This window comes from Pseudomonas sp. AL10 (genome assembly GCF_029960685.1).
Classification (GTDB): Bacteria; Pseudomonadota; Gammaproteobacteria; order Pseudomonadales; family Pseudomonadaceae; genus Aquipseudomonas; species Aquipseudomonas lactis.
This window is the reverse complement of the sequence record NZ_JASBQZ010000007.1, coordinates 115,034-138,705: the sequence shown is the minus strand read 5'-3', so window position 1 is coordinate 138,705 and position 23,672 is coordinate 115,034. Positions and strand designations below refer to the sequence as shown.

21 protein-coding genes and 1 pseudogene are annotated in these 23,672 nt (G+C 60.6%); 12 read left to right on the top strand and 10 right to left on the bottom strand.

Going from position 1 to position 23,672, the window contains the following annotated elements; translation table 11 throughout:
* Nucleotides 1-187: 187 nt before the first annotated feature.
* On the top strand, nucleotides 188-1,564 hold the full coding sequence (locus QK296_RS10455) for an L-serine ammonia-lyase (RefSeq protein WP_003194909.1): 1,377 nt from the start codon (nucleotides 188-190) through the stop codon (nucleotides 1,562-1,564).
* A gap of 528 nt (nucleotides 1,565-2,092) precedes the next feature.
* Nucleotides 2,093-3,196, top strand: a complete 1,104-nt coding sequence (locus QK296_RS10450) for a GlxA family transcriptional regulator (RefSeq protein WP_003194907.1) — start codon at nucleotides 2,093-2,095, stop codon at nucleotides 3,194-3,196.
* An 88-nt stretch (nucleotides 3,197-3,284) separates the two neighbouring features.
* Here QK296_RS10450 and QK296_RS10445 read toward each other — a convergent pair whose 3' ends face one another.
* The 5 genes from QK296_RS10445 to choX all read right to left on the bottom strand — a co-directional run bounded on the left by QK296_RS10445 (nucleotide 3,285) and on the right by choX (nucleotide 7,396).
* Entirely contained in the window at nucleotides 3,285-3,548 is a 264-nt protein-coding gene (locus QK296_RS10445) for a hypothetical protein (protein WP_003194904.1), read from the bottom strand.
* A 224-nt stretch (nucleotides 3,549-3,772) separates the two neighbouring features.
* A complete protein-coding gene (locus QK296_RS10440) occupies nucleotides 3,773-4,267 on the bottom strand; it encodes a thioesterase family protein (RefSeq protein WP_003194902.1) in 495 nt (164 codons plus the stop codon).
* A 105-nt stretch (nucleotides 4,268-4,372) separates the two neighbouring features.
* Complete coding sequence (locus QK296_RS10435) at nucleotides 4,373-5,338, bottom strand: L-carnitine dehydrogenase (RefSeq protein WP_282390893.1); 966 nt, start codon at nucleotides 5,336-5,338, stop codon at nucleotides 4,373-4,375.
* A gap of 139 nt (nucleotides 5,339-5,477) precedes the next feature.
* Nucleotides 5,478-6,365: a 3-keto-5-aminohexanoate cleavage protein gene (locus tag QK296_RS10430; protein ID WP_044271833.1), complete on the bottom strand. Its 888-nt coding sequence runs from the start codon at nucleotides 6,363-6,365 to the stop codon at nucleotides 5,478-5,480.
* Between the two features lie 86 nt (nucleotides 6,366-6,451).
* The gene (gene choX / locus QK296_RS10425) at nucleotides 6,452-7,396 is read right to left on the bottom strand and encodes a choline ABC transporter substrate-binding protein (protein WP_282390892.1); all 945 of its coding nucleotides are present in this window, start codon (nucleotides 7,394-7,396) and stop codon (nucleotides 6,452-6,454) included.
* A 195-nt stretch (nucleotides 7,397-7,591) separates the two neighbouring features.
* On the opposite strand from choX, the gene QK296_RS10420 reads away from it, so the two are divergent.
* A complete protein-coding gene (locus QK296_RS10420) occupies nucleotides 7,592-8,536 on the top strand; it encodes a GlxA family transcriptional regulator (protein ID WP_003194893.1) in 945 nt (314 codons plus the stop codon).
* Between the two features lie 240 nt (nucleotides 8,537-8,776).
* Entirely contained in the window at nucleotides 8,777-9,205 is a 429-nt protein-coding gene (locus tag QK296_RS10415) for a hypothetical protein (protein ID WP_169855698.1), read from the top strand.
* A gap of 7 nt (nucleotides 9,206-9,212) precedes the next feature.
* Here the strand turns inward: QK296_RS10415 and QK296_RS10410 are convergent.
* From QK296_RS10410 to QK296_RS10400, 3 genes and pseudogenes are all read right to left on the bottom strand, one after another.
* Nucleotides 9,213-9,389, bottom strand: a pseudogene (locus QK296_RS10410) (DUF3010 family protein); the annotation flags it as partial.
* 62 nt (nucleotides 9,390-9,451) lie between these two features.
* On the bottom strand, nucleotides 9,452-9,868 hold the full coding sequence (locus tag QK296_RS10405; RefSeq protein WP_282390891.1) for a hypothetical protein: 417 nt from the start codon (nucleotides 9,866-9,868) through the stop codon (nucleotides 9,452-9,454).
* Nucleotides 9,869-10,149: 281 nt separating this feature from the next.
* Nucleotides 10,150-10,566: a DUF3010 family protein gene (locus QK296_RS10400; protein WP_282390901.1), complete on the bottom strand. Its 417-nt coding sequence runs from the start codon at nucleotides 10,564-10,566 to the stop codon at nucleotides 10,150-10,152.
* Nucleotides 10,567-10,757: 191 nt separating this feature from the next.
* On the opposite strand from QK296_RS10400, the gene QK296_RS10395 reads away from it, so the two are divergent.
* Complete coding sequence (locus QK296_RS10395; RefSeq protein ID WP_282390890.1) at nucleotides 10,758-11,720, top strand: tyrosinase family protein; 963 nt, start codon at nucleotides 10,758-10,760, stop codon at nucleotides 11,718-11,720.
* A 43-nt stretch (nucleotides 11,721-11,763) separates the two neighbouring features.
* Here QK296_RS10395 and QK296_RS10390 read toward each other — a convergent pair whose 3' ends face one another.
* On the bottom strand, nucleotides 11,764-12,165 hold the full coding sequence (locus tag QK296_RS10390) for a lysozyme inhibitor LprI family protein (protein ID WP_003194882.1): 402 nt from the start codon (nucleotides 12,163-12,165) through the stop codon (nucleotides 11,764-11,766).
* A gap of 218 nt (nucleotides 12,166-12,383) precedes the next feature.
* Here QK296_RS10390 and QK296_RS10385 point away from each other — a divergent pair, with 218 nt between their 5' ends.
* From QK296_RS10385 to QK296_RS10360, 6 genes are all read left to right on the top strand, one after another.
* On the top strand, nucleotides 12,384-13,361 hold the full coding sequence (locus QK296_RS10385; protein ID WP_003176573.1) for a dipeptidase: 978 nt from the start codon (nucleotides 12,384-12,386) through the stop codon (nucleotides 13,359-13,361).
* Between the two features lie 78 nt (nucleotides 13,362-13,439).
* Nucleotides 13,440-13,970 (top strand): DUF5943 domain-containing protein, encoded by a 531-nt coding sequence (locus QK296_RS10380; RefSeq protein WP_003194877.1) that lies wholly within the window; start codon nucleotides 13,440-13,442, stop codon nucleotides 13,968-13,970.
* A gap of 15 nt (nucleotides 13,971-13,985) precedes the next feature.
* Nucleotides 13,986-16,046 carry a dimethylglycine demethylation protein DgcA gene (gene dgcA / locus QK296_RS10375; protein WP_094773890.1) on the top strand — a complete coding sequence of 687 codons (2,061 nt, stop codon included), beginning with the start codon at nucleotides 13,986-13,988 and terminating at the stop codon, nucleotides 16,044-16,046.
* Between the two features lie 137 nt (nucleotides 16,047-16,183).
* On the top strand, nucleotides 16,184-18,127 hold the full coding sequence (gene dgcB, locus QK296_RS10370; RefSeq protein ID WP_094773889.1) for a dimethylglycine demethylation protein DgcB: 1,944 nt from the start codon (nucleotides 16,184-16,186) through the stop codon (nucleotides 18,125-18,127).
* Nucleotides 18,127-19,347, top strand: coding sequence for an electron transfer flavoprotein subunit alpha/FixB family protein (locus QK296_RS10365; RefSeq protein ID WP_282390889.1), 1,221 nt, complete (start codon nucleotides 18,127-18,129; stop codon nucleotides 19,345-19,347). The genes dgcB and QK296_RS10365 overlap by 1 nt, the downstream gene beginning before the upstream one ends.
* A 4-nt stretch (nucleotides 19,348-19,351) precedes the next feature.
* Nucleotides 19,352-20,128, top strand: a complete 777-nt coding sequence (locus QK296_RS10360; protein WP_282390888.1) for an electron transfer flavoprotein subunit beta — start codon at nucleotides 19,352-19,354, stop codon at nucleotides 20,126-20,128.
* Nucleotides 20,129-20,970: 842 nt separating this feature from the next.
* Here the strand turns inward: QK296_RS10360 and gbcA are convergent.
* Nucleotides 20,971-22,266 carry a glycine-betaine demethylase subunit GbcA gene (gbcA, locus tag QK296_RS10355; RefSeq protein ID WP_034133938.1) on the bottom strand — a complete coding sequence of 432 codons (1,296 nt, stop codon included), beginning with the start codon at nucleotides 22,264-22,266 and terminating at the stop codon, nucleotides 20,971-20,973.
* A 282-nt stretch (nucleotides 22,267-22,548) separates the two neighbouring features.
* On the opposite strand from gbcA, the gene gbcB reads away from it, so the two are divergent.
* A complete protein-coding gene (gene gbcB / locus QK296_RS10350; RefSeq protein WP_003194868.1) occupies nucleotides 22,549-23,649 on the top strand; it encodes a glycine-betaine demethylase subunit GbcB in 1,101 nt (366 codons plus the stop codon).
* Nucleotides 23,650-23,672: the final 23 nt, after the last annotated feature.

Genomic DNA, 23,672 nt, shown 5'->3' with positions numbered 1-23,672 from the left:
TTACCCTTCTGCACCGCAAAAAACGGCCAAAACTGGCGTTCGCACGCGAGCGCCGCTGGTGAGCATGAGTGCGTCGGTGTGAGACGCCGTGATGACGAATAAAAGCTTGATGATGCCGCCATCTGGGCGATCTGAGCGTAGCACCTCGTTCAAGCCCGGCCCGTGCTTATCGAGGAGTTTCACGTTAATGGCTATCAGCGTTTTCGACCTGTTCAAGATCGGCATCGGGCCTTCGAGTTCGCACACCGTGGGGCCCATGCGCGCCGCCGCGTTGTTCGTTCAAGGATTGCGTGAACGTGGGTGGCTGGAACAGGTGCAGCGTGTCGAAGTGCAACTGTACGGCTCGCTGTCGGCCACCGGCATCGGTCACGGCAGCGACACCGCCACCATCATGGGCCTGATGGGCGAATGGCCGGACGCAATCGACCCCACGCAAATCGGCGCCCGTATTCACACCTTGCGCGAAACCGACACGCTGCTGCTGGACGGGCGGTTGCCGGTGCCGTTTGTGTGGGCGCGGGACATGCGTCTGCTCGACGAGAACCTGCCGTTTCATCCCAATGCCATGACCCTGGTGGTATTTGCCGAAAACGGCGAGTTGCACCGCGACACCTATTACTCGGTGGGCGGCGGTTTCGTGGTGGATGAAGCCCAGGCCCAAAGCGGTGTGGCGGATATGGACCGCACCGAGCTGCCCTATGACTTTTCCAGTGCCGTGGAGCTCTTGCAACTGTGCAAGACCCACAACCTGCGCGTTGCCGAACTGATGCTGGCGAATGAAAAAACCTGGCGCAGCGAAGAAGAAATCCGCAGCGGCCTGATGAAGCTCTGGCGCGCCATGCAAGAATGCGTGGAGCAGGGCCTCAAGCACGAGGGTATTCTGCCTGGCGGCTTGAACGTGCGCCGTCGCGCCGCCAAGTTGCACCGCAGCTTGCAGGAGCTGAACAAGCCGAATGTGATCGGCTCGACCTTGAGCGCCATGGAATGGGTCAACCTGTTCGCCCTGGCGGTCAACGAAGAAAACGCCGCCGGTGGGCGCATGGTCACGGCGCCTACCAATGGCGCGGCGGGGATCATCCCGGCGGTGTTGCACTACTTTATGAAGTTCAGTGAAGAAGTCACCGAAGCCAACGTGGTCGACTACCTGCTCGGCGCGGCGGCAGTGGGCATCCTGTGTAAAAAGAACGCCTCGATCTCCGGTGCCGAAGTCGGTTGCCAGGGCGAGGTCGGTTCTGCGTGCGCGATGGCCGCGGCCGGGTTGGCGGAGATCCTCGGCGCCACGCCGGAGCAACTGTGCAACGCCGCTGAAATCGGTTTGGAACATAACCTTGGCCTGACCTGCGACCCAGTGGGCGGCTTGGTGCAAGTGCCGTGTATCGAGCGCAATGCGATCGCGGCGGTGAAGGCGATCAACGCGGCGCAAATGGCGTTGCGTGGCGATGGCCAGCACTTCATCTCGTTGGACCGGGTGATCCGCACCATGCGTGATACGGGGGCCGATATGCATGACAAGTACAAAGAGACATCGCGGGGTGGGTTGGCGGTGAGTGCGGTTGAATGTTGAGTCAGTGACATGATCGTTCCCACGCTCCGCGTGGGAATGCCGCCCCGGACGCTCCGCGTCCCAGGGGTGACGCAGAGCGTCACAGGATGCATGCCCACGCAGAGCGTGGGAACGAGCTGAACAGAGGAGCACCATTGCTCACAAAGTGAACACCCTCAGCCAAAATCGCCACCTTTTAGCGCGTCGCAAATAGATAAGTAGCTTCCGAACGATTCCTACACGATCACACGCCTGATGTGCTTTGGGTGACAGACTTCTCCTACGCCCGCAAAGCGCCTTCCCACAAGTGCTACCGATCTGCTCACACCCCTTGAACCCCGCCCGTTAGGCGTCATATCCCGCACTTCACGCGCGGGCTTGTATAGACGCGTCAACAGGTCGTTTTCAGGAGTTCTTGAATAGCCATTCAATTTTAGGCATGGCATTTGCTCTATCAATTACAAAGCCTCTCCTTTCCAGGACGAGCGCAATAACAAGAGCCTCGCCTGAGGCCACCACCTGCTTTGTGTGATGTGAGGAGATACTGCGATGACGTCGACCAACTCCGGGGCCCAACCCCAGAACCGTGCGCCTCAATCCATCGGCTTTTTGCTGCTGGACAATTTCACGCTGATTTCCCTGGCGTCAGCCGTGGAGCCACTGCGCATGGCCAACCAGCTGTCCGGCCGCGAGCTGTATCGCTGGACAACCCTGAGTGTCGACGGCAACCAGGTGTGGGCCAGCGATGGCCTGCAAATCACCCCCGACGCCTCCATGCACAAAGCCCCCGTCCTGGACACGGTCATCGTGTGCGGCGGCGTGGGCATCCAGCGCACCGTCACCCGTGAACATGTGTCGTGGCTGCAAAGCCAGGCGCGCCAGTCTCGCCGCCTTGGCGCGGTGTGCACCGGCAGCTGGGCCCTGGCCTGCGCCGGCTTGCTCGACGGCTTTGATTGCAGCGTGCACTGGGAATGCCTGGCGTCGATGCAGGAAGCCTTCCCGCGGGTGGCCATGAGCACGCGCCTGTTCACCCTCGACCGCAACCGCTTCACCAGCTCCGGCGGCACCGCGCCCCTGGACATGATGTTGCACCTGATCAGCCGTGACCACGGCCGTGAATTGTCGGCCGCCATCTCCGAGATGTTCGTGTACGAACGCATCCGCAACGAACAGGATCACCAGCGTGTGCCGCTCAAGCACATGCTCGGCACCAACCAGCCGAAACTGCAGGAAATCGTCGCGCTGATGGAAGCCAACCTCGAAGAGCCGATCGACCTGGACGAACTGGCGGTGTATGTCGCCGTGTCGCGCCGGCAGTTGGAGCGGCTGTTCCAGAAATACCTGCACTGCTCGCCGTCGCGCTACTACCTCAAGCTGCGCCTGATTCGTGCACGGCAACTGCTCAAGCAGACGCCGATGTCGATCATCGAAGTTGCCTCGGTGTGCGGGTTTGTGTCTACGCCGCACTTTTCCAAGTGCTATCGCGAGTACTTTGGCATTCCGCCACGGGATGAGCGCGTAGGTTCCAACACCACCCAGCAAGTGGCGATGATGCCGATTCCGCCGGCACTGGTGTTGTCCCCATTGTCGGGGCCGATGTCGGCGTTGAGCCAGGCGCGCAATGAGTCGACCTTTGCCAGTGTAAGGCTCTAAAACCGAGCCGTCTGCATCGCAGGCAAGCCAGCTCCCACCTTGGAATGCGTTCCCCTGTGGGAGCTGGCTTGCCTGCGATAGCGGTATTTCAGGCGCCAGAGCTTTGTTTGAACTGCATCAGCGCCGGCAACAATTGCTGGTCGATCGCCTGCCTCACCGCCGGCAAAATCGTCGCGCTGCCGCTGTACATCTTTTCAACCATGCCCTTGAGCGCCTTGGCCCGCGCTTCACTCAACCCGCGCACCGCACATTCGCAAGCCTGCTCGGCGGTAGCGCCGCTGGACACTTCAAAACCCAGCGAGCGCAGTTGGCCCAGCAGGTCATCCTGGTCAATCAAATCCGCGTGCATCATGACGGTCATCCTGGTGTAGGGAGCTGGAATTGACTTGGATTCTGGTAGGCCCCAGGACTGGCGGCAAGGGCAGAATCCACCGATGGCTCGTATGGCTATGAACAGGTCGTTTTCGGGGTACTTGACCTGACCCGTAACGGGCACACTGAACCCAGGCACGCAGCTTGAAGGTTTGGTCACCCTCGACATGCACGGCTCACACAAAGCACTCTGCCCCGATCCCGTCACGGCTGGATCGGGGCTTTTTTTTGCGCGGGCAGCCCGATCACCCGGCCGAGCAGGGCTGGCCGGGGTAGATCGGCGTGTTCCTGGCTCAGGGCAATGAGTTTTTCCAGGGTCGCGCCGGCAAACGGCGCCGACTGCGGCCCGGCCAGATCGACATGCAGCAGCATCTGTTCGTTACCGGCCAACTCGCGCCCTTCGCCCACAAGGTGCAGGCTGTGATAGAGGTGCAGGCGCTTGGCGTCATGGGCGATCAGTTGGGTATGCACCTCAACCTCGGCCCCGAGCTTCACCTCATGCAGGTAGTTCAGGTGCAGCTCCAGGGTGAACAGCGAGTGGCCACTGGCTTCGCGGTTTTCGCTGTCCAGCCCCAGGGTGTCCATCAGCGCATCGGTGGCGTAGCTGAAGATCAGCAGATAGAACGCGTCACGCAGATGGCCGTTGTAGTCGACCCAGTCGGGCAGGATGTTCGTGGTGTAGGTGGTCAGTGCGGGCATGGCATGAATCCAATTCAGTATGCGGTCAAATGTGGGAGCTGGCTTGCCTGCGATAGCAATGGTGAGGCCAACACCGCCATCGCAGGCAAGCCAGCTTCCACGGGGTTATTCGGCGAAGTTCATGCCGTGCTTGGCCTTGGTTGTTTTTACGGCTTCCAGCACCGCCAGCAGACAGTCATCACGATAGCGCTCCAGCGCCGAGATGCTGTGGTTACCTAACTGCTCCGCGGTGCCATCGACCACATCATCAATCAGTTTTTCAGTCAATTCAGGCGCCGGCAGGTAAGTCCACGGCAACTGCAACGCCGGGCCGAACTGCGCCATGAAGTGGCGCATGCCCGCATCGCCGCCCGCCAGGGTGTAAGTGAGGAAAGTACCCATGAACGACCAGCGCAGCCCGGCACCAAAGCGAATGGCATCGTCGATTTCGCCGGTGGTCGCCACGCCGTCATTGACCAGGTGCAGCGCCTCTCTCCACAGCGCTTCCAGCAGGCGGTCGGCAATAAACCCCGGCACTTCCTTGCGCACATGCAGCGGGCGCATGCCGAGGGATTCATACACCGAGATCGCCGCCTGGATTGCCTCTGGCGCGGTGTTTTTGCCGCCCACCACTTCTACCAGTGGCAACAGGTAGACCGGGTTGAAGGGGTGGCCGACCACGCAGCGTTCCGGGTGGGTGGAGCTTTCATAGAATTCGCTGGGCAACAGCCCGGAGGTGCTCGAACCAATCAAGGCATTGGGCTTGGCCGCGGCGCTGATCTGGCTGTGCAGTTGCAGCTTGAGCTCCAGGCGTTCCGGGGCGCTTTCCTGGATGAAATCGGCGTCTTTGACGCAGTCTTCGATCGTAGTGACAAAGCGCAAGCGGTCCTGGGAGGCACCGGGTGCCAGGCCCTGTTGCTCAAGGGCGGCCCAGGCGTTGGCGACGCGTTTGCGCAGGGCCGCCTCGGCACCGGGCGCCGGGTCCCAGGCCACCACATCCAGGCCATGGGCAAGGGCACGGGACACCCAACCGCTGCCGATGACACCGCTGCCCAACGCGGCGAAGGTTTTGATTTCGGTGATAAAGCGCATGGCGACATTCCTGAAAAGTTCGGTAATCCCTTGTGGGAGCGGGCTTGCTCGCGAATGCGGTGTGCCAGTGGGTGCATTCGGTACTGACCCACCGCATTCGCGAGCAAGCCCGCTCCCACAGGGGTGTGTGGTGTTTGTGTTAGCCGCGTTGGGTCAGGCCCATCTTGATGCGGCCTTCGGCTGGGGTCAGGACCCGTGCGCCTAACCGGCTGAGGATTTCACTGGCGCGCTCCACCAACTGGCCATTGGTGGCGAGCACGCCCTTGTCCAGCCACAGGTTGTCTTCCAGGCCCACCCGTACGTTGCCCCCCAACAGCACCGCTTGCGCGGCCATTGGCATTTGCATGCGACCAATCCCGAAGCCAGCCCACACCGCGTCGGCGGGCAGGTTGTCGACCATGGCTTTCATGGTGGTGGTATCGGCCGGCGCGCCCCAGGGAATGCCCAGGCACAGTTGGAACAGCGGGTTATCCAGCAGCCCTTCCTTGATCATCTGCTTGGCGAACCACAGGTGGCCGGTGTCGAAAATTTCCAGCTCGGCCTTTACGCCCAGTTCCTGGATACGTTTGGCGCCGGCACGCAGCTGCGCCGGGGTGGACACGTAAATGGTGTCGCCATCGCCGAAGTTCAGCGTGCCGCAGTCCAGGGTGCAGATTTCCGGCAGCAGTTCTTCAACGTGGGCCAGGCGGGTCAGCGGGCCCACCAGGTCGGTATTGGGCCCGAACTCCATGGGATTCTCGCCGCCACCGATCTCCAGGTCCCCCCCCATGCCGGCGGTGAGGTTGACGATGATGTCGATGTCGGCCTCGCGGATGCGCTCCATCACTTCACGGTACAGGGCCACATCGCGGCTGAACTTGCCGGTCTGCGGGTCGCGTACATGACAATGCACCACGGTGGCACCGGCCTTGGCGGCTTCCACCGCAGCGGCGGCGATTTGTTTGGGGGTGACCGGCACGTGTGGGCTTCTGGCGGTCGTGTCGCCAGCACCGGTGAGTGCGCAGGTGATGATGACGTCGTGGTTCATGAGGCGGTTCCTTACAGGCGTGTGATTTCAAGGCGCAGGGCGCCGTTCGCAACCGTCATGGGCTGCGAAGCGGTGATCTGGATGGGTTATTTGGTGGTCAATGGCAGGTTGGCGGCAGCCGGCTTGCCGTCGAAGGTGGTCACACCCTCCAGCCAGCGCGCCTGGTCTTGTGGGTGGTCTTTGAGCCACTGTTTGGCGGACTCGATGGCGTCCTTGTGATCCAGCAGCGGCTGCATCATCCGGCTCTCGTCGGCGGCAGTGAACGTCAGGTTTGTCAGCAACTTATGCACATTGGGGCACTGGTCGGCGTAGGCCGGCGCGGTCACGGTCCATACGGTGGCCATGCCTTCGTTCGGGCCCAGGGCGTCTTCGCTGCCGGTGAGGTAAGTCATCGCCACATTGACGTTCATCGGGTGCGGCGCCCAACCAAAGAACACCACGGCTTCCTTGCGGCGCACAGCACGGTCCACGGCCGCCAACATGCCGGCTTCGCTGGACTCCACCAACTGGAACTTGCCCAGGCCGAACTGGTTCTTGGCGATCATCGCCTTGATCTGCGTATTGGCGCCCGAGCCCGGCTCGATGCCATAAATCTTGCCGCCCAGCTCTTTCTCGAACCTGGCGATATCGGCAAAGGTTTTCAGGCCCTTGTCCGCCAGATAAGTCGGCACTGCGAGGGTGGCGCGGGCGTCTTCCAGGCTGGCTTTGTCGAGGACTTTGACTTGCTTGGCGTCGACGAACGGCGTGATGGTCTGGGTCATCAGCGGGTTCCAATAACCGAGAAACAGGTCCAGGCGCTGGTCGCGAATGCCGGCAAAGATGATTTGCTGAGAGGCGCTGGTTTGTTTGGTCTTGTAGCCGAGGCCATCGAGCAGCACCTGGGCCATGGCGCTGGTGGCGATGACGTCGGTCCAGTTGACCACGCCCATGCGCACGTTCTGGCAAGCAGGGGCATCCGCTGCCATGACAGGGGTGCTCAAAATAGCGCTGGCGCTGAGTGCAAGTACGCAGCGGCTGATCAGTCGGTTCATGGGTGGAGCCCTCGGCAGGTCGTTATTGTGGGTGCCGGCGTCTTGGTGCGCCGTGGGATCACGTTACGCAGCTTGGCGCCCCGCAAAGCGCACGGCGGCGACCCGCTCTTGCACTGCAGCGACCTGTGCTCTTGAATGGCCGGTTGAACTGGCGTATCACAGTGACCACGCTGCCCGTCCGACGAGAGCGCCACCATGTCCCAGGATGTCTATTTCTTGCTGATGCCGGGTTTCTCGGCCCTCGGTTTTATCTCCGCACTGGAACCGTTGCGGGTGGCCAACCGCTTTCGCGGCGAGCTGTACCGCTGGCACATCTTGAGTGCCGATGGCGGCGCGGTGCTGGCGAGCAACGGTATGTCGGTAAACGCTGATGCCGCACTGGAACCGCTGAAAAAAGGCGCGACTTTACTGGTGGTGGCTGGCTTCGAACCCTTGCAGTTCGCCACGCCCGTCCTGGAGCATTGGCTGCGCCGCCTCGACCATGAGGGTGTGACCCTCGGCGCCATTGACACCGGTGCCTGCGTGCTGGCTGAGGCTGGCCTGCTTGACGGCCACCGCCTGACCTTGCACTGGGAAGCCATCGACGCCTTCAAGGAAGCCTATCCGCACCTGAGCGTGACCCAGGAACTGTTCGAAATCGACCGGCGCCGCATCACCTGCGCCGGCGGCACGGCCTCCATCGACCTGATGCTCGACCTCATCGCCCAGGCCCACGGCCCGGAGCTGGCTATCCAGGTTTCCGAGCAATTCGTACTAAGCCGCATCCGCCCGCGCAAAGACCACCAGCGCATGCAGATCGCCACGCGCTACGGCATCAACAACAAGAAACTGGTGCACGTGATCGGCGAAATGGAACAGCACACCGAACCGCCCCTGAGCACCTTGGCCCTGGCCGAAACGATCAAGGTCACACGACGCCAACTGGAGCGGCTGTTTCGCCTGCACCTGAACGACACCCCCAGTAACTTCTACCTGGGCCTGCGCCTGGAAAAAGCCCGAAAACTGCTGCGCCAGAGCGACATGAGCGTGCTGGAAGTGAGTATTGCGTGCGGGTTTGAGTCACCGTCGTATTTCACCAGGAGCTATCGCGCAAGGTTTGCCAAATGCCCGCGGGAGGATCGGCGACGGGAGGCGATTTGAGCGTTGGTGCAGATTCAAGGTGGGAGCTGGCTTGCCTGCGATGGCGGCGGGTCAGCACCGCATAGGCCAACTGATACATCGCAATCGCAGGCAAGCCAGCTCCCACATTGGTAAGTAGTGTGGTGTCAGGAAATGCATGTGGTGGCGTGGGAATATTCTTGTTTTGCAACGCTGCACGCGATTACCGGAAAAGGACTGCTAACGTCCAAATGGTTTCTTACGTAACCATAAGAGGTTGGCATGCTGAAAAAACTAGTCACTGTGATTGCACTCACGTCCTCCCCAGTGTGGGCAGCCCAGGCGCCAGTGCCTTTCACGGGCGCCGATTACAGCGGCCGTTATGAATGTAATGGCCAGGACAAACATATCGGCCACTTCAAAGGCGTTGTCGAGATGAAACTCGACGCCAAGCAAAGCACTGGCAAGTACGCCGCCTACACCTTCACCCTGACCCTGGAAGACAAGTCCCGCTATGAAGGTATGGCCGCCGGCACCTCGGATACGCTGGGCATCTACTTCGCTCACACCGACCCGGCCTTGAAGGACTTTGGCGTGGGCGTGGCGCAAGTGACACCGACCCCGGAAGGCAAAGTCTCCTTCGTTAAATACTATTACGGCCCTGAATACGAAGGCGGCGGGCACGGCTTGGAGCACTGCGTCAAAAGCTGAGGTGCAGTTATTTCTTCATCAGGCTTGAGCAGGCTGTTTTATAGGCTTCGTGCTGATACTTGTTAAGCGTCGCCGGCAGATCAAAGGTGTGCTTTTTGTTCTGCGCATTGATGGTCTGCGGCGACAGCAGGGTTGCTTCAACACCCAGCAGCTATCGAATCATCTCTCCAATTTCGAACGTTGTCGCTCACCCGTGGCCCATGCCTTTGCGGGGAGAACGCCAAAGCGCCTGGCCAAGTATTTCGGTTACAGCGTAAGGTCGTCGCGCCCTTCAATTCTGAATCGACCGGATTTTACTTCCAGGAACGTTCCATCGGAATGAGTGGACTTGAAGTTAAAAAAGCCTTCGAAAACCTCCAGCGAATCATAGGATGTCATGTTGAAAAATCCTGAATCGGCATCGTATGTATAGAATACCGATTCGTTGTTTTCTGGCAGTAGCTGCCAATACACGGCAGTTACGTCTTTGTCCTCAAACTTATGATCGCATTCAGTGAGCGTACTGGGAAAAGTGATTTCGACGCCGTGGATCATATTGGGCAACCGTTGCAGAGCAGACAGCGTCATACGCATCTTTCGGTCAGTTGTGTAGTAATCCCGCGCGAAATTAAGCCCGTCGGCGGTAAATGTCAGGCCCGAACCAGTGCCAATCTTTGCGCTCAACTCACCCTTGGAGGGGGGTTGTATGGTTTTGAGGAATGACGTGTCGTGTCAACATGTTCAGCTCCTTGAGGTAGGCCGTTGATGATCGGCTAGTCCGTATCCCAAGCTGAACATAGACTCAGCACGGCACTCCGTAAACTGTGAAAGGTGACAGTTGACCGATACTGAATAAGCGTGTGTGAAATGTGTTTACTCTCGCCCAATCAATTCCAAAAGGCCCACCCCTGAATACGAAGGCGGCGGGCACGGCCTGGAGCACTGCGTCAAAAGCTGACGTGCAGTTATTTCTTCATCAGGCCTGAGCAGGCTGTTTTATAGGCCTCATGCTGATACTTGTTGAGCGTCGTCGGCAGATCAAAGGTGTGCTTTTTGTGTTGCGCATTGATGGTCTGCGGCGACAGCAGCGTCACCTCAACCCCCTCCAGCAATTGAAACACCCCTTCAATCTTGAACGTCGTCGGGCCACCGGCAAACTCACCTTTCTTGCTGCGTTTCTTGATGGCAATACGCGTGATGCCATTGGCCTGCACAAACGCTTTCACCTGTGCGGCAAAGGCTTTGACGTTGGCCGCTTCGTCGTCATCGTCGAGGGCGATTTTCTTGGTCGCCAGGGCGACGTGGGTCAGCGCCTGGTTGTCCAGGGAGGCGACAGCGATGATGGCTTCGCTGCCTTTGATTTCGATGCCGCAAATAATCATGGCGTTGCCTTGAGCAGGAAAAGAGGGCACGGATGGTAACAGGCTCGGTTCGTTCAAGAGGAGCTGACCATCCGTCGGAGACAGTGCTGATACTGTCAGATCTGACAGTAGATCCTGATGGGTTCCCCAACTAGATTCGCAGCAGGGGCTGGCACGCGGTCCCATTTTTTTTGCGACGAGGGAGGCGGGCAATGAATATTCGCAAGGAAATTCGAAAACTGAGCGGGCCTGAACGGCTAGCGTTTACCAATACGCTGTTGGCCCTTAAGGGTAATGGCGGATACGACAAGTATGTGCATTGGCATCACGCAGTGATGGTACCTACCGTTCACCCTGATGAACCCCAAGATCCCGACTATCGTAATGGCGCCCACTTGGGGCCGGCTTTTTTACCCTGGCATCGTGAAATGTTGTTGCAGTTGGAAGCCGACCTTCAGGCCATCACGCCCGGTATCACCCTGCCTTACTGGGATTGGACATTGGACGCGGCAGACCCGACGAATTCGCCGGTGTGGGAGCAAAGCCTGCTGGGGGGTGACGGTGACGCTGCCGATGAATTCAGGGTGCAGGATGGACCCTTCGCGTACCGATACGGCAATTGGCCGGTGCCTGCCTATCCGGAAGATGGGCTGCCGGGGGCGGGGTTGAAGCGCCAGTTCTCACGTTTGGTCAACTCGCTGCCGACGGCTGCGGACTTGCAGATGGCAATGAATGAAGGGCTGTATGACGAGCCGAACTACACGTCGAGTCCGTTCAATAGAGGCTTTAGAAACCGACTCGAAGGCTGGATCACTCAGAAGGGCGACCCGCAAGTCACCACCCCTGGTTCTCAATTGCACAACCGCGTCCATTTATGGATTGGCGGCAACATGCTGGCGATGACCTCGCCCGAAGATCCAGTATTTTTTCTGCATCATTGTTTCATCGACAAAATCTGGGCCGACTGGCAGGCGCAAATGATGCTGGATAAGCCCGCACTGGCGCCTCATTACTGCCCGATGCAGGATGGCCCCACCGGGCATAATTACGATGATGTGATCAAACCCTGGACTCGTCGTATCCGTGAGGTGATGGATATCACCGCGCTGGGGTATGCCTACGAGCCAGCCTCACCCTTGACCAAAAGGCCGTTCAAGTCACCTTTCATGGCTTGAGCCTGGCGCAGCCCTTTGCGCGGCCTGGTCGCGTGAAGGGTGCTTACTCCTGCCCAATCGACTCCAAAAACTCCGACCGCTCATCACTCATCCGCGCCAGGCAGTCGTTGTGCGCAATCGCGTAGGCCTTGGTGCCGGTCACTGCCGGGAAGGTGTCCACTGCACAATCGGCATCCCGCAGTTTCTCCCATTTTTGCTGGGCATCCTTCAGACGGGCGGTAATGTCCGCCAGTTTGGTCTTATCGCTGCCGTAGGTCGAACCCATGCGCTCCAGCAACCCCTCATAGTTATCTTTGAGCAATTGCTCGGCAGTGGTTTTGTTGTAGGTGGCGCATTCCAGGGTTTGCTGGTCGTTCTCGATGCCGTCGCACGGCGTGCTGTCGGTGTCTTCGGCCGCGTGGGCGGTGGTTGCGATGAGTGCCAAAGCCAGGAAAATCGATTTCATTGCGCCGTCTCATATCAGGTGATGAGGAATTCTGGCTCAAGCGTAAGACAAAGAACAGCCAACCGTGGGGCCTGTCTTCGCAGCCTTTGTCGTGGATTGACGCTTTCGGCAATTCCCCTGTCGTTTTTGCACCCGGCTCCGTCGGTGCCTGGGCATATGCTGGCCCCAAAGCGCCGGCAGACGATTCGGCGCATGAATCGCCAATAAGGGGACGCCTGATGAGCCCAGCCGAGTTGCACGCCGACAGCATCGTTATCGACGGTCTGATTATTGCCAAGTGGAACCGCGACCTGTTCGAAGACATGCGCAAAGGTGGCCTCACCGCCGCCAATTGCACGGTGTCGGTGTGGGAAGGCTTCCAGGCCACGATCAATAACATCGTTGCCAGCCAGACCCTGATCCGCGAAAACAGCGACCTGGTGATCCCGGTGAAAACCACCGCCGACATCCGCCGCGCCAAGGAGCTGGGCAAGACTGGCATCATCTTCGGCTTCCAGAATGCCCATGCCTTTGAGGACCAGCTCGGCTATGTCGAGATCTTCAAGCAGCTCGGCGTGGGCGTGGTGCAGATGTGCTACAACACCCAGAACCTGGTGGGCACCGGTTGCTACGAGCGCGATGGCGGCCTGTCGGGTTTCGGGCGTGAGATCGTCGGCGAGATGAACCGCGTCGGCATCATGTGCGACCTGTCCCACGTGGGCTCCAAGACCAGCGAAGAGGTCATCCTCGAATCGAAAAAGCCGGTGTGCTACTCCCACTGTCTGCCGTCCGGGCTTAAAGAGCACCCGCGCAACAAGTCCGATGAAGAGCTGAAGTTCATCGCCGACCATGGCGGATTTGTCGGTGTGACCATGTTCGCGCCGTTTTTGGCCAAGGGCATCGACTCGACTATCGACGACTATGCCGAAGCCATCGAATACACAATGAATATCGTCGGCGAAGACGCCATCGGCATCGGCACCGACTTCACCCAGGGCCATGGCCAGGATTTCTTCGAAATGCTCACCCATGACAAGGGCTACGCCCGCCGCCTGACCAGCTTCGGCAAGATCATCAACCCGCTGGGCATCCGCACCGTGGGTGAGTTCCCCAACCTCACCGAGACCCTGCTCAAGCGCGGCCACAGCGAGCGCGTGGTGCGCAAGATCATGGGCGAGAACTGGGTCAACGTGCTCAAGGACGTCTGGGGCGAATAAGCCACTGCTCGCTTAATCCTTCACCCGCCGCCATCCGTGCGGCGGGCATCAAAACGAATTTTCTGGAGTTAAGTTTCCATGGCCAAGATCGCCCCGCAATTGCCAATTGAAGTCGACAGCGAAACCGGTGTCTGGACCTCCGACGCCCTGCCGATGCTGTACGTGCCACGCCATTTCTTCGTCAACAACCATATGGGCATCGAAGAAGTGCTGGGCGCGGACGCCTACGCCGAGATCCTCTACAAGGCCGGCTACAAATCCGCCTGGCACTGGTGCGAAAAAGAAGCTGAATGCCACGGCCTGGAAGGCGTCGCGGTGTTCGAGCATTACATGAAACGCCTGTCGCAACGCGGCTGGGGCCTGTTCAAGATCCAGGACATCGACCTGGATAAAGGCACCGCCAGCGTCAAGCTGGAACACTCGGCATTCGTCTATGTGTACGGCAAGGTCGGCCGCAAGGTGGACTACATGTTCACCGGCTGGTTTGCCGGCGCCATGGACCAGATCCTGCAAGCGCGTGGCAGCAACATCCGCACCGTCGCCGAACAAGTCTACGGAGGCTCCGAAGAGGGCCACGATGATGGCTTGTTCACCGTCAAGCCGTTGTAAGCCGAGGACCGTGCCATGGCTTTCGAAGCAATGTTCCAGCCGATTCAGATCGGCAAACTGACCATCCGCAACCGAGTGCTCAGTACCGCTCACGCCGAGGTGTATGCCACCGACGGCGGCATGACCACCGACCGCTATGTGAAGTATTACGAAGAGAAAGCCAAGGGCGGTATTGGCCTGGCGATCTGCGGCGGCTCCTCGGTGGTGGCCATCGACAGCCCGCAGGAGTGGTGGGCGTCGGTGAACCTGTCTACCGACCGCATCATCCCGCACTTCCAGAACCTGGCCGATGCCATGCACAAGCATGGCGCCAAGATCATGATCCAGATTACCCACATGGGCCGACGCTCGCGTTGGGACGGCTTCAACTGGCCAACCCTGATGTCGCCGTCCGGCGTGCGTGAACCGGTACACCGTGCCACCTGCAAGACCATCGAGCCGGAAGAGATCTGGCGCGTGATCGGCAACTACGCCCAGGCCGCGCGCCGGGCCAAAGCCGGTGGCCTGGACGGGGTGGAATTGTCGGCCGTGCACCAGCACATGATCGACCAGTTCTGGAGCCCGCGGGTCAACAAGCGTACCGATGAATGGGGCGGCAGCTTCGAGGGCCGCATGAAGTTCGGCCTGGAAGTGTTGAAGGCCGTGCGTGCCGAAGTGGGGGATGACTTCTGTGTGGGCATGCGCCTGTGCGGTGACGAGTTCCACCCGGACGGCTTGTCCCACGAGGACATGAAGCAAATCGCCAAGTATTACGACGACACCGGCATGCTCGATTTCATCGGTGTGGTGGGCTCGGGTTGCGACACCCACAACACCCTGGCCAACGTCATCCCGAACATGAGTTACCCGCCGGAGCCGTTCCTGCACCTGGCGGCCGGCATCAAGGAAGTGGTCAAGGTTCCGGTGCTGCACGCGCAGAACATCAAGGACCCGAACCAGGCCACGCGCATTCTGGAAGGCGGCTATGTGGACATGGTCGGCATGACCCGTGCGCACATCGCCGACCCGCACCTGATCGCCAAGATCAAGATGGGCCAGATCGACCAGATCAAGCAGTGCGTAGGCGCCAACTACTGCATCGACCGCCAGTACCAGGGCCTGGATGTGCTGTGCATCCAGAACGCCGCGACCTCCCGTGAATACATGGGCGTGCCGCATATCATCGAGAAGTCCACCGGGCCCAAGCGCAAGGTGGTCGTGGTGGGCGCCGGCCCGGCCGGGATGGAAGCCGCGCGCGTGGCGGCCGAACGTGGCCACGACGTGACGCTGTTCGAGAAAAAAGAGTTTATCGGCGGGCAAATCACCACCGCGTCGAAAGCGCCGCAGCGTGACCAGATCGCCGGTATCACCCGTTGGTATCAACTGGAACTGGCGCGTTTGAAAGTCGACCTGCGCCTGGGTGTTGCAGCCGATGCCGAGACCATCCTGGACGTGCGTCCGGACGTGGTGGTGCTGGCGGTGGGCGGTCACCCGAATATCGAGCAAAACGAACACTGGGGCGCCGCCGAAGGCTTGGTGGTGAGCAGTTGGGACGTGCTCGACGGCAAGGTGGCGCCGGGCAAGAACGTGTTGGTGTACGACACCATCTGTGAATTCACCGGGATGTCAGTGGCCGACTTCCTCGCCGACAAAGGCAGCCAGGTGGAAATCGTCACCGACGACATCAAGCCGGGCGTGGCGATCGGCGGTACATCGTTCCCCACGTACTACCGCAGCATGTACCCCAAGGAAGTGATCATGACCGGCGACATGATGCTGGAAAAGGTCTACCGCGAGGGCGACAAGCTGGTGGCTGTGCTGGAGAACGAATACACCGGCGCCAAAGAGGAGCGGGTGGTCGACCAGGTGGTGGTGGAGAACGGCGTGCGCCCGGACGAGGCCATTTACTACGGGCTCAAGGAAGGCTCACGCAACAAGGGCCAGATCGACGTTGAAGCCTTGTTTGCGATCAAGCCGCAGCCCTGCTTGAGCGAAGCGGGCGAGGGGTACTTGCTGTTCCGCATTGGTGACTGTGTGGCCCAGCGCAATACCCACGCCGCCATCTATGACGCCCTGCGCTTGTGCAAGGATTTCTGACGCACCTGATCGTTCCCACGCTCTGCGTGGGAATGCCGCCCTGGACGCTCCGCGTCTGCTTTTAAGGTCGTGACGCAGAGCGTCACAGGATGCATGCCCACGCAGAGCGTGGGAACGATCTTAGTGGGAGCTTCACCATGCTGAATACCCTTCTTCCCATCCTGCTTTTTGCCGCCCTGGGCCTCGCCGTCCTCGGCGCCTTGCGCCGGGTGAACATGTGGCGCCGTGGCCGCTCGTCCAAAGTCGACCTGCTGGGCGGCCTTTTGGCCATGCCCAAGCGCTACATGGTCGACCTGCACCACGTGGTCGCCCGTGACAAATACATCGCCAACACCCACGTTGCGACGGCGCTGGGCTTTGTGCTGTCGGCGTTGCTGGCGATTGCGGTGCACGGTTTCGGCCTGCAGAGCCGCATTCTTGGCTATGCACTGCTGCTGGCGTCGACATTGATGTTTGTCGGCGCGATCTTCATGTACCTGCGCCGTCGCAATCCGCCTGCGCGCCTGTCCAAAGGCCCGTGGATGCGCCTGCCGAAAAGCCTGATGGCCTTCTCGGTGAGCTTCTTCCTGGTGACCTTGCCGGTGGCCGGGATTCTGCCCGCCGACTTCGGCGGCTGGTTGCTCGCGGCATTGCTGAGCGTGGGCGTGTTGTGGGGCGTGTCCGAAATGTTTTTCGGCATGACCTGGGGCGGGCCGATGAAACACGCCTTCGCCGGTGCCCTGCACCTGGCCTGGCACCGCCGCGCCGAACGCTTTGGCGGTGGCCGCTCCACCGGGTTGAAACCGTTGGACCTGAGCGATAAAACCGCGCCGCTGGGCGTGGAAAAACCCAAGGACTTCACCTGGAACCAACTGCTCGGCTTCGACGCCTGCGTGCAGTGCGGCAAGTGCGAAGCGGCGTGCCCGGCGTTTGCCGCCGGCCAGCCACTGAACCCGAAAAAACTCATCCAGGACATGGTGGTCGGCCTGGCCGGTGGCACCGATGCCAAGTTCGCCGGCAGCCCGTACCCCGGCAAACCGGTGGGCGAACACGGCGGCAACCCGCACCAGCCGATCGTCAACGGCCTAGTGGACGCCGAGACCCTGTGGTCGTGCACCACCTGCCGCGCCTGCGTGGAAGAGTGCCCGATGATGATCGAGCACGTGGACGCCATCGTCGACATGCGTCGCCACCTCACCCTGGAAAAAGGCGCTACGCCGAACAAGGGCGCCGAAGTCCTGGAAAACCTGATCGCCACCGACAACCCTGGCGGCTTTGCCCCCGGTGGTCGCCTGAACTGGGCGGCAGACCTGAACCTGCCGCTGCTCAGCGACAATGGCAGTTGCGATGTACTGTTCTGGGTCGGCGATGGCGCCTTCGACATGCGTAACCAACGTACCCTGCGCGCCTTCGTAAAAGTACTCAAGGCCGCCAAGGTCGACTTCGCCGTGCTTGGCCTGGAAGAACGCGACAGCGGTGACGTGGCGCGCCGCCTCGGCGATGAAGCGACATTCCAGCTGCTGGCCACGCGCAATATCCAGACCCTGGCCAAGTACAGCTTCAAGCGCATCGTCACCTGCGACCCACACAGCTTCCATGTGCTGAAAAACGAATACGGTGCCTTCAACGGCAACTACCGGGTGCAGCACCACAGCACCTTCATGGCCGAGCTGATCGGCGAGGGCGCGCTGAACCTGGGCCAGCATAAAGGCAACAGCGTGACCTACCACGACCCGTGCTACCTGGGCCGCTACAACGGTGAATACGAGGCGCCGCGCCAAGTGCTGCGGGCGCTGGGTATCGAGGTCAAGGAAATGCAACGCTCGGGCTTCCGGTCGCGCTGCTGCGGTGGCGGGGGCGGCGCGCCGATCACCGACATTCCCGGCAAGCAACGTATCCCCGATATGCGCATGGACGACATCCGCGAGACCGGTGCCGAACTGGTGGCCGTGGGTTGCCCGCAATGCACCGCGATGCTCGAAGGCGTGGTCGAACCGCGCCCGTTGATCAAGGACATCGCCGAGCTGGTAGCCGACGCGCTGCTTGAAGACGCCGCGCCAGCCAAAGCCCCCCTCAAGCGTGAACCTGCGGAGGTGCACTGATGAGCGACATTATCCGCCGCGACCCACGGGCCGAATGGATCGCCCGTAACCGCCTGCACCCGTTGCACGCGGCGATGCAGCCGCTGCAACACAGCTGGATGGGGCCCAACGGCGTCATTCGCAAAAACGTGCATGGTGTCGGTTTTATCGGCCCCAACGGCATCAAGCGCATCGACCGCAGCGGTGCCCAGCAGGGCGGCGCGGCCAAGCGCACCGCGGCAGTGGAAGTGCAATTGCCGCTGCATCAGGTGCCGGCCCCGGCGTTCTACATCAACGTGGTACCGGACATGGTCGGTGGCCGCCTGAGCAGCCACGACCGTGACCTGCTTGGTCTGGCGCGCCAGTTGGCCGGTAGTGACGGCGCGGTGTTGGCGGTGGTGTTCGGTGAACACAAGGAAAGCGCCTTTGCCACGGCGGGCGTCGACCGGCTGCTGGTGCTGGATGGGCATGAGTTCGAGGGTTATGCACCGGAGCAACGGGTGCAGGGCCTGCGCGCTGTGGATAACCAATTCAGCCCGCGCCACTGGTTGCTGCCGGACAGCCACAGCGGGGGGGGCGAACTGGGGCGACGCTTTGCCGCCAGTCTCAAGGAACGCCCGGCAACGCGGGTGTGGCAGATCAAGGGTGAGGAATGCATCGGCCGTGCCGGTGCCGGCCAGGAAGACCTGGCGCGGCCGTTGCCCCGTCTGATCCTCGCCGCCGCCGAATGTGCCGACCCAGTCAGCGAGACCCGCCACGAAGTCTTGTCCGTGGAGTTATCCACAAGCCTTGCGCGCAGTTTGCCGCGTATCGAAGACCTCGGCGCGGTGGCGGTCGACCCGGCAGCGATTCCGATGGCCGAGGCCGAGTTCATTTTCTCCGGTGGCAACGGCGTGAAGGACTGGGCGCTGTTCCACCAGACCGCCGCGGCCCTGGGCGCTACCGAAGGCGCCTCGCGGGTGGCAGTGGACGATGGCTTTATGGCGCGTGATCGCCAGGTCGGCGCCAGCGGCACTTGGGTCACTGCGCGGGTGTACGTGGCCGTGGGGATTTCCGGGGCGATCCAGCACCTGCAAGGCATCGGTGCCTGCGACAAGGTGGTGGCGATCAACCTCGACCCGGGTTGCGACATGATCAAGCGTGCCGACCTGTCGGTGATCGGCGAAAGCGCCGCGATACTCAAAGCTTTGATCGCAGCGGTCGAAACCTACCGCAACGGCGCCAAGCGCGATGCAGCCTGAGGATATGACCATGACGAACACTGTATTCAGCCTGGTGTCCATCGGTGCTCACCCCACCTCCGGGCGTCCACGCCGCGCCGAGCAGGACGCGCGCGCGGTCGAGCTGGGGCTGCAACTGGCTGGGGATAAGTTGCAGGTGCTGCACGCGGGTGATGCCAGTGAGCCGACCCTGCGCAGCTACCTGGGCATGGGCCTGCCGCAACTGCAGGTACTGGAACAGCCGGCCGGCTCGGATGCCTTGCCGGTGCTCAGTGAGTATCTGCGCGACGCCGGTGCCCAAGTGGTACTCACTGGAAGCCAGGCAGAAACCGGCGAAGGTTCGGGAATGCTGCCGTTCCTGTTGGCCGAACAACTGGGCTGGCCGCTGATTGTGGGGCTGGCGCAGGTGGAGTCCATCGACGCCGGCGTCGCCCTGGTGCTGCAGGCGCTGCCTCGCGGCCAGCGGCGGCGCTTGAAGGTGCGCCTGCCGTTTCTCGCCACTGTGGATAACGCGGCGCCCAAGCCACGCCAAAGCGCCTACGGCCCGGCGCAACGGGGTGAGCTGGCGGCCCATGAAGTCGAGATTGAACACGACGAGTTATTCACAGGCGCACTGCTGCAACCGGCCAAGCCACGGCCCAAGCGCCTCAAGGTGATCAAGGCCAAGAGCGGCGCCGATCGCATGAAAGCTGCCACAGCCAAGGCCAGTGGCGGCGGTGGGCAGGTGCTCAAGGGCGTCAGCGCCGAAGAGGGCGCGCAGGCAATTCTCAAGCTTCTTGTAGAAGAGGGCGTCGTACGCTGATCCCTGACCACCATCAAACTTTGTGGGAGCTGGCTTGCCTGCGATAGCGGTGGGTCAGTAACCCATGCCTACGTTGACGTGCTGCAATCGCGGGCAAGCCCGCTCCCACATTTTCTTGCAGAGGCTTTAGCTTACCCACAATGCCTGTTGATCCGCCTGTGGATAACCTGTTCGCGGGTGTCCACAAGCCCGGCGTATCAAGCTCTGCAGCCCTCTGTACGAAAAACAACCAACCTAACTTACGGTTTTTCCTTGGGTTTTAACTGGATTAAAGCCCGCAGTTGCCCCCAAAGTCTGTTGGCGCTTTTGTGGATAAGATGTTCGCTATCCGCTACAGGCCTTATAAAACGTGGCCTGCGCTGGGTTGGTTGATAATTGATCAAAACCCGCATTTTCGCCTTCTAAACTGCTGGATATCCACTATTTATGAGGCTTTGACAGGCTTTTCCACAGCCCAGTCAAAGTTGCCCCCAAAGTCTGTTGGTGCATCTGTGGATAAGGTGTTCGCTTACCGCTGAAAGCCACGCAAAACAAGGCTATTGGAGGTTTGGTTAATAAATGAACAGCTTAAGATAAAACCCGCAAGTTTAAATAAGTCACGGATTTTCTTGATTTAATTTGCGTGCACAACGCACTTGCCCACAATTGCTGTGGGTGGCTTTGTGGATAAGTTGTTGGGTAAAGGCTGGAGGGCAGGGCGCTAGCGCTCTGCGAGAAGGGTGATCAAATTTTGATCACTGTGAGGTCGGTGTGGGAGCGGGCTTGCTCGCGAATACGGTGTGTCAGCCACTACATGTGCAAGCTGATACACCGCGTTCGCGAGCAAACCCGCTCCCACATTTTTATTCGTGTGCCGCCACACCTTTGAGATACGGCGCCGGCGCAGCACCCAGGTTGCTCAACATCCGCTCGCTGTACCAATCCACAAAATTCACCACGCCAAACTCATAGGTCTTGGAGTAAGGGCCAGGCTGGTAAGCGGTGGAGTTGATGCCACGCTGGTTCTCTTCGGCCAGGCGGCGGTCCTGGTCGTTGGTGGCGTCCCATACCTGGCGCATGCGCTCCACGTCGTAGTCCACGCCTTCCACGGCGTCCTTGTGCACGATCCACTTGGTGGTGACCATGGTTTCCTGGGCGCTGATCGGCCACACGGTGAACACAATGATGTGGTCGCCCATGCAGTGGTTCCAGGAGTGGGGCAGGTGCAGGATGCGCATCGAGCCCAGGTCCGGGTTCTTGATGCGGCCCATGAGCTTGGCGCAGCCTTGCTTGCCATCCAGGGTCATCGACACGGTGCCCTTGAGTAGCGGCATGCGCACAATGCGGTTACGCAGGCCGAAGCTGGCATGGGCGTAAGGGATCTTCTCGGCATCCCAGGCGGCAGCAGAAGCGGCCACGTGGTCCTTGAACGCCTGGTCGGCGCGCGGGTCGGTGACGTCGTCCCACTCCAGCAGGGTTTTCAGCAGTTCGGGGTGTGACGCGTTGCAGTGGTAGCACTCGCGGTTGTTTTCCAGCACCAGCTTCCAGTTGGCTTTTTCGAACAAGGTGGTCTGGATCGCCACCTTGGTGTTCTCCATGTCGTAGGGTTCCATGTAATGGTTGAGCGTCGACAGGAAGTCATCGATGGCCGGTGGGGTTTCGGCCAGGCTGATAAAGATGTAGCCGCCAGCGGTTTTCACGTTCACTGGCTTGAGGCCGTACTGCTTCATGTCGAAATCGGCGCCCATCTCGGTGCCGGCGAACAGCAGGCGGCCGTCCAGCTCGTAGGTCCACTGGTGGTAGTGGCAGACCAATTTGGCGACCTTGCCCTTGTCGCTGGTGCACAAGCGCGAGCCACGATGGCGGCAGACGTTGTGGAACGCATGCACCACGCCGTCGGCACCCCGGATCACGATGATCGGGTTCTTGCCCACTTGCAGGGTCAGGTAGTTGCCCTTGGTGGGGATTTCGCAGGTCATGCCGGCGATCAACCACTCTTTCTGGAAGATCTCCTGCATGTCGATATCGAACAGCCGCTCATCAGAGTAAAACGGCTGCGGCAGCGAAAAAGTGCGCTCGCGCTCTTGCAGCATTTGCGCGGTGGCCTTGCGTGCGGGTTCCAGCGGATCGCCCAAGCTTAAGGTTGCGGTGACGTCCATCGTGTGTGTCCTCATGGCCATTCTGTGTGGCCGGCGAATAGTGGCTACGGTTGGTGCTGTGCAAGGCGTAAAGAACGCGTCTTTGTTGGGAGCGAGTGTGGGCCCGGCGTCACGTCGGACCTTATCCATGGGCGACATGGCCCAATCTGATCCCGACGCGCAAGCCCCTGTCTTTGGGGGCTGGTCGCCGTAAGTATGTGAATGTCGCAGATAGGTAAATGGGTGGTTCTCGCGTTACGCAGAATCGCCACCATAAGGCCGACGTCGGCGGTGGAGAACAACATGTCCAATAATTTCCTGAATCCGGTAACCACCCAGACCTGGGCCAATGGTCGGCACATCGTCCGTTGCGTCAAAGTCATCCAGGAAACCTGGGATGTGCGCACCTTCTGCTTTATGGCTGACCAGCCGATCCTGTTCTTTTTCAAGCCGGGGCAATTTGTCACCCTGGAGCTGGAAATCGAAGGCCAGCCGATCATGCGCTCGTACACCATTTCCAGCTCACCGTCGGTGCCTTACAGCTTTTCGGTGACCATCAAGCGCGTACCGGGCGGTCGGGTTTCCAATTGGCTGCATGACACCCTGCACGAAGGCCAGGAGTTGGCGGTACACGGCCCGGTCGGGCTGTTCAACGCCATCGACTTCCCAAGCCCGAAAGTGCTGTACCTCAGCGGCGGCGTTGGGATCACGCCGGTCATGTCCATGGCGCGCTGGTTCTACGACACCAACGCCAACGTCGACATGACTTTTGTCCACAGCGCCCGCTCGCCCAAGGACATCATCTATCACCGCGAGCTGGAGCACATGGCGTCGCGGATCGACAACTTCAGCCTGCACCTGATTTGCGAAAAACACGGCCTGGGCGAACCCTGGGCCGGGTATCGCGGCTATCTGAACCACAAGATGCTGGAGCTGATGGTGCCGGACTTCCTTGAGCGCGAAGTGTTCTGCTGCGGCCCTACGCCGTACATGAGCGCGGTGAAGCGCTTGCTGGAGGCCACCGGTTTCGACATGACCCGTTATCACGAGGAATCGTTTGGCGCGACGCCGCCCGAAGCCCGTGCCGATGCGGTGGAGCAGGCCGAGCAAGCGGCGGATGCGCCGGAGGTCGACCTGGCAGACCTGCATCAAGTGGAATTTATCGCGTCCGGCAAGAGCATTCGCGTGGCACCGGGAGAAACGGTGCACGCCGCGGCCGCCAAGCTCGGCCTGCTGATCCCTAAAGCCTGTGGCATGGGCATCTGCGGCACGTGCAAGGTGATGAAGCTGGGCGGCGAGGTCGAGATGGAGCACAACGGCGGGATTACTGAAGAGGACGAAGCCGAAGGCTACATCCTGTCGTGCTGCAGTGTGCCGAAGGGTGATGTGCGGATCGAGTTCTGATCTGCTCGTTCCCACGCTCTGCG

What these genes read in the sequence shown, in the direction of transcription:
- choX (WP_282390892.1), bottom strand. Translation starts at nt 7,396, where the DNA reads ATGAACCGACTGATCAGCCGCTGCGTACTTGCACTCAGCGCCAGCGCT.
- gbcA (WP_034133938.1), bottom strand. Translation starts at nt 22,266, where the DNA reads ATGGACGTCACCGCAACCTTAAGCTTGGGCGATCCGCTGGAACCCGCA.
- QK296_RS10395 (WP_282390890.1), top strand. Translation starts at nt 10,758, where the DNA reads ATGAATATTCGCAAGGAAATTCGAAAACTGAGCGGGCCTGAACGGCTA.
- QK296_RS10430 (WP_044271833.1), bottom strand. Translation starts at nt 6,365, where the DNA reads ATGAACCACGACGTCATCATCACCTGCGCACTCACCGGTGCTGGCGAC.
- QK296_RS10390 (WP_003194882.1), bottom strand. Translation starts at nt 12,165, where the DNA reads ATGAAATCGATTTTCCTGGCTTTGGCACTCATCGCAACCACCGCCCAC.
- QK296_RS10380 (WP_003194877.1), top strand. Translation starts at nt 13,440, where the DNA reads ATGGCCAAGATCGCCCCGCAATTGCCAATTGAAGTCGACAGCGAAACC.
- QK296_RS10455 (WP_003194909.1), top strand. Translation starts at nt 188, where the DNA reads ATGGCTATCAGCGTTTTCGACCTGTTCAAGATCGGCATCGGGCCTTCG.
- QK296_RS10400 (WP_282390901.1), bottom strand. Translation starts at nt 10,566, where the DNA reads ATGATTATTTGCGGCATCGAAATCAAAGGCAGCGAAGCCATCATCGCT.
- QK296_RS10450 (WP_003194907.1), top strand. Translation starts at nt 2,093, where the DNA reads ATGACGTCGACCAACTCCGGGGCCCAACCCCAGAACCGTGCGCCTCAA.
- QK296_RS10435 (WP_282390893.1), bottom strand. Translation starts at nt 5,338, where the DNA reads ATGCGCTTTATCACCGAAATCAAAACCTTCGCCGCGTTGGGCAGCGGT.
- QK296_RS10365 (WP_282390889.1), top strand. Translation starts at nt 18,127, where the DNA reads ATGAGCGACATTATCCGCCGCGACCCACGGGCCGAATGGATCGCCCGT.
- dgcA (WP_094773890.1), top strand. Translation starts at nt 13,986, where the DNA reads ATGGCTTTCGAAGCAATGTTCCAGCCGATTCAGATCGGCAAACTGACC.
- dgcB (WP_094773889.1), top strand. Translation starts at nt 16,184, where the DNA reads ATGCTGAATACCCTTCTTCCCATCCTGCTTTTTGCCGCCCTGGGCCTC.
- QK296_RS10445 (WP_003194904.1), bottom strand. Translation starts at nt 3,548, where the DNA reads ATGATGCACGCGGATTTGATTGACCAGGATGACCTGCTGGGCCAACTG.
- QK296_RS10440 (WP_003194902.1), bottom strand. Translation starts at nt 4,267, where the DNA reads ATGCCCGCACTGACCACCTACACCACGAACATCCTGCCCGACTGGGTC.
- QK296_RS10415 (WP_169855698.1), top strand. Translation starts at nt 8,777, where the DNA reads ATGCTGAAAAAACTAGTCACTGTGATTGCACTCACGTCCTCCCCAGTG.
- QK296_RS10385 (WP_003176573.1), top strand. Translation starts at nt 12,384, where the DNA reads ATGAGCCCAGCCGAGTTGCACGCCGACAGCATCGTTATCGACGGTCTG.
- gbcB (WP_003194868.1), top strand. Translation starts at nt 22,549, where the DNA reads ATGTCCAATAATTTCCTGAATCCGGTAACCACCCAGACCTGGGCCAAT.
- QK296_RS10420 (WP_003194893.1), top strand. Translation starts at nt 7,592, where the DNA reads ATGTCCCAGGATGTCTATTTCTTGCTGATGCCGGGTTTCTCGGCCCTC.
- QK296_RS10360 (WP_282390888.1), top strand. Translation starts at nt 19,352, where the DNA reads ATGACCATGACGAACACTGTATTCAGCCTGGTGTCCATCGGTGCTCAC.